Genomic DNA, 4376 nt, shown 5'->3' with positions numbered 1-4376 from the left:
GAAAATGCCGGCCTTTGAATGGGTTCATGTGCAGCTCCATCAGCAAAAGGGGATGATAAGTTTATCACCACCGACTATTTGCAACAGTGCCCGCCGCCGAGCGGGAAAGCCTGCTGGCGTTGCCGGACTCCAAGGACGACCTGATCCGACATTACACATTCAACGATACCGACCTCTCGATCATCCGACAGCGGCGCGGGCCAGCCAATCGGCTGGGCTTCGCGGTGCAGCTCTGTTACCTGCGCTTTCCCGGCGTCATCCTGGGCGTCGATGAACTACCGTTCCCGCCCTTGTTGAAGCTGGTCGCCGACCAGCTCAAGGTCGGCGTCGAAAGCTGGAACGAGTACGGCCAGCGGGAGCAGACCCGGCGCGAGCACCTGAGCGAGCTGCAAACCGTGTTCGGTTTCCGGCCCTTCACCATGAGCCATTACCGGCAGGCCGTCCAGATGCTGACCGAGCTGGCGATGCAAACCGACAAAGGCATCGTGCTGGCCAGCGCCTTGATCGGGCACCTGCGGCGGCAGTCGGTCATTCTGCCCGCCCTCAACGCCGTCGAGCGGGCGAGTGCCGAGGCGATCACCCGTGCTAACCGGCGCATCTACGACGCCTTGGCCGAACCACTGGCGGACGCGCATCGCCGCCGCCTCGACGATCTGCTCAAGCGCCGGGACAACGGCAAGACGACCTGGTTGGCTTGGTTGCGCCAGTCTCCGGCCAAGCCAAATTCGCGGCATATGCTGGAACACATCGAACGCCTCAAGGCATGGCAGGCACTCGATCTGCCTACCGGCATCGAGCGGCTGGTTCACCAGAACCGCCTGCTCAAGATTGCCCGCGAGGGCGGCCAGATGACACCCGCCGACCTGGCCAAATTCGAGCCGCAACGGCGCTACGCCACTCTCGTGGCGCTGGCCACCGTCACCGACGAAATCATCGACCTGCACGACCGCATCCTGGGTAAGCTGTTTAACGCTGCCAAGAATAAGCATCAGCAGCAGTTCCAGGCGTCAGGCAAGGCCATCAACGCCAAGGTACGTCTGTACGGGCGCATCGGTCAGGCGCTGATCGACGCCAAGCAATCAGGCCGCGATGCGTTTGCCGCCATCGAGGCCGTCATGTCCTGGGATTCCTTTGCCGAGAGCGTCACCGAGGCGCAGAAGCTCGCGCAACCCGATGACTTCGATTTCCTGCATCGCATCGGCGAGAGCTACGCCACCCTGCGCCGCTATGCACCGGAATTCCTTGCCGTGCTCAAGCTGCGGGCCGCGCCCGCCGCCAAAAACGTGCTTGATGCCATTGAGGTGCTGCGCGGCATGAACACCGACAACGCCCGCAAGCTGCCAGCCGATGCACCGACCGGCTTCATCAAGCCGCGCTGGCAGAAACTGGTGATGACCGACGCCGGCATCGACCGGCGCTACTACGAACTGTGCGCGCTGTCCGAGTTGAAGAACTCCCTGCGCTCGGGCGACATCTGGGTGCAGGGTTCACGCCAGTTCAAGGACTTCGAGGACTACCTGGTACCGCCCGAGAAGTTCACCAGCCTCAAGCAGTCCAGCGAATTGCCGCTGGCCGTGGCCACCGACTGCGAACAATATCTGCATGAGCGGCTGACGCTGCTGGAAGCACAACTTGCCACCGTCAACCGCATGGCGGCAGCCAACGACCTGCCGGATGCCATCATCACCGAGTCGGGCTTGAAGATCACGCCGCTGGATGCGGCGGTGCCCGACACCGCGCAGGCGCTGATAGACCAGACAGCCATGGTCCTGCCGCACGTCAAGATCACCGAACTGCTGCTCGAAGTCGATGAGTGGACGGGCTTCACCCGGCACTTCACGCACTTGAAATCGGGCGATCTGGCCAAGGACAAGAACCTGTTGTTGACCACGATCCTGGCCGACGCGATCAACCTGGGCCTGACCAAGATGGCCGAGTCCTGCCCCGGCACGACCTACGCGAAGCTCGCTTGGCTGCAAGCCTGGCATACCCGCGACGAAACGTACTCGACAGCGTTGGCTGAACTGGTCAACGCTCAGTTTCGGCATCCCTTTGCCGGGCACTGGGGCGATGGCACCACATCATCATCGGACGGACAGAATTTCCGAACCGCTAGCAAGGCAAAGAGCACGGGGCACATCAACCCAAAATATGGCAGCAGCCCAGGACGGACTTTCTACACCCACATCTCCGACCAATACGCGCCATTCCACACCAAGGTGGTCAATGTCGGCCTGCGCGACTCAACCTACGTGCTCGACGGCCTGCTGTACCACGAATCCGACCTGCGGATCGAGGAGCACTACACCGACACGGCGGGCTTCACCGATCACGTCTTCGCCCTGATGCACCTCTTGGGCTTCCGCTTCGCGCCGCGCATCCGCGACCTGGGCGACACCAAGCTCTACATCCCGAAGGGCGATGCCGCCTATGACGCGCTCAAGCCGATGATCGGCGGCACGCTCAACATCAAGCACGTCCGCGCCCATTGGGACGAAATCCTGCGGCTGGCCACCTCGATCAAGCAGGGCACGGTGACGGCCTCGCTGATGCTCAGGAAACTCGGCAGCTACCCGCGCCAGAACGGCTTGGCCGTCGCGCTGCGCGAGTTGGGCCGCATCGAGCGCACGCTGTTCATCCTCGACTGGCTGCAAAGCGTCGAGCTACGCCGCCGCGTGCATGCCGGGCTGAACAAGGGCGAGGCGCGCAATGCGCTGGCCCGTGCCGTGTTCTTCAACCGCCTTGGTGAAATCCGTGACCGCAGTTTCGAGCAGCAGCGCTACCGGGCCAGCGGCCTCAACCTGGTGACGGCGGCCATCGTGCTGTGGAACACGGTCTACCTGGAGCGTGCGGCGCATGCGTTGCGCGGCAATGGTCATGCCGTCGATGACTCGCTATTGCAGTACCTGTCGCCACTCGGCTGGGAGCACATCAACCTGACCGGTGATTACCTATGGCGCAGCAGCGCCAAGATCGGCGCGGGGAAGTTCAGGCCGCTACGGCCTCTGCAACCGGCTTAGCGTGCTTTATTTTCCGTTTTCTGAGACGACCCCTAGTTGTTTGCGGTCTTGCGTGGCAGGGAGCAGGCATCTTTAACTTGCCTTTCACAGTGATGCTATGGACTATCATTAGATTAATTATCGTGGTATCGCTTGTATTTATTACTGGAAAATTCGGTCTATCAAGAGAGTTTACTTTCCCCGCAGCAGCAGTAGGTTTAGCTTTTAGTTTATTCCCTGTCCTTGATCATATTGCGTTAGGTTATTCTGCTAAAAATTTCTATGAAACCACTAATTTTATGGGGCAAACGGTTCGGGAATTTGGTGCCAGTAAAATTACGGTCTGGTGGGGTTCGATTTATGCCAAAATAGCCTATGCTAGCCTTGCAGGTTTAATTGGATATGGTGTTAAGGTCGCCACTGATGATTAAAAAAGAAAAACCAACTTGAAGTTGGTTTTTTTGGCACTGTTGCAAATAGAGATTTGAGTCGATGATGTTCCCTTTAAAAAGTACTTAGAGACCGAAAACCCTGTTGATTAGACACACTTCACCCTGAGGCTGACCATAATAAAATGACGATGCTTGTCCTTTACGTAGTGCACGCATGACTTCAATACCTTTAATTGTGGCATAAGCCGTCTTCATAGATTTGAATCCTAATGTGGCCCTGATGATCCGCTTTAGCTTGCCATGATCACATTCAATCACGTTATTTTTATACTTAATCTGCCTGTGCTCAAGGTCTGGTGGACATTTACCTTCCCGTTTTAACCGTGATAAAGCACGTCCATATGTGGGTGCTTTATCCGTGTTGATCACTTGTGGAATTTGCCACTTCTTCACATTATTTAAAATTTTTCCAAGAAAACAATATGCTGATTTGGTATTACGTCTAGAAGAAAGATAAAAATCAATGGTATCGCCACGTTGATCGACTGCACGATACAGATAAGACCATCGTCCATTCACTTTTACATAGGTTTCATCAATATGCCACGAGCTCAGATCTGTAGGATTACGCCAATACCAGCGTAAACGTTTTTCTATTTCAGGAGCATAACGTTGAACCCAACGGTAAATAGTCGTGTGATCAACATTCACACCCCGTTCGGCCAGCATTTCCTGCAGTTCACGATAGCTAATGCCATATTTACAATACCAGCGCACAGCCCAAAGAATGATTTCGCCCTGAAAATGCCGACCATGGAAAGGATTCATATGCTGCACCTTTAGCTAAAACAGTCTTCAGCTTACCATTCGTGGTTATTTGCAACAGTGCCGCTGACGCACACCATCGCCCACCGGGTGGGTCGCTATCTGGAACGGCAAGGCCTGCTGGAACGGGATGTCGAAAACAGCTATCTGGCCTCGGATG

3 protein-coding genes are annotated in these 4376 nt (G+C 56.6%); 2 read left to right on the top strand and 1 reads right to left on the bottom strand.

The genetic code is table 11. The annotated features are described in order from the left end of the window. Nucleotides 1–86: 86 nt before the first annotated feature. The gene (locus ACOTX4_RS25475; RefSeq protein WP_421635496.1) at nt 87–3020 is read left to right on the top strand and encodes a Tn3-like element TnAs3 family transposase; all 2934 of its coding nucleotides are present in this window, start codon (nt 87–89) and stop codon (nt 3018–3020) included. After that, nucleotides 2954–3430 carry a hypothetical protein gene (locus tag ACOTX4_RS25470; RefSeq protein WP_223171565.1) on the top strand — a complete coding sequence of 159 codons (477 nt, stop codon included), beginning with the start codon at nt 2954–2956 and terminating at the stop codon, nt 3428–3430. The genes ACOTX4_RS25475 and ACOTX4_RS25470 overlap by 67 nt, the downstream gene beginning before the upstream one ends. Nucleotides 3431–3514: 84 nt before the next feature. On the opposite strand, the gene ACOTX4_RS25465 is transcribed toward ACOTX4_RS25470, so the two are convergent. Continuing rightward, complete coding sequence (locus ACOTX4_RS25465) at nt 3515–4219, bottom strand: IS6-like element IS1006 family transposase (RefSeq protein ID WP_001067784.1); 705 nt, start codon at nt 4217–4219, stop codon at nt 3515–3517. Nucleotides 4220–4376: the final 157 nt, after the last annotated feature.

The organism is Enterobacter cloacae complex sp. IR5459, assembly GCF_049238005.1.
Lineage (GTDB): Bacteria > Pseudomonadota > Gammaproteobacteria > Enterobacterales > Enterobacteriaceae > Enterobacter > Enterobacter hormaechei_C.
This window is presented reverse-complemented; position numbering and strand designations above follow the sequence as displayed.

Bases quoted from the DNA above. Each gene is read 5' to 3' on its own strand.
- ACOTX4_RS25470 (WP_223171565.1), top strand. From the start codon at position 2,954: ATGGCGCAGCAGCGCCAAGATCGGCGCGGGGAAGTTCAGGCCGCTACG.
- ACOTX4_RS25465 (WP_001067784.1), bottom strand. From the start codon at position 4,219: ATGAATCCTTTCCATGGTCGGCATTTTCAGGGCGAAATCATTCTTTGG.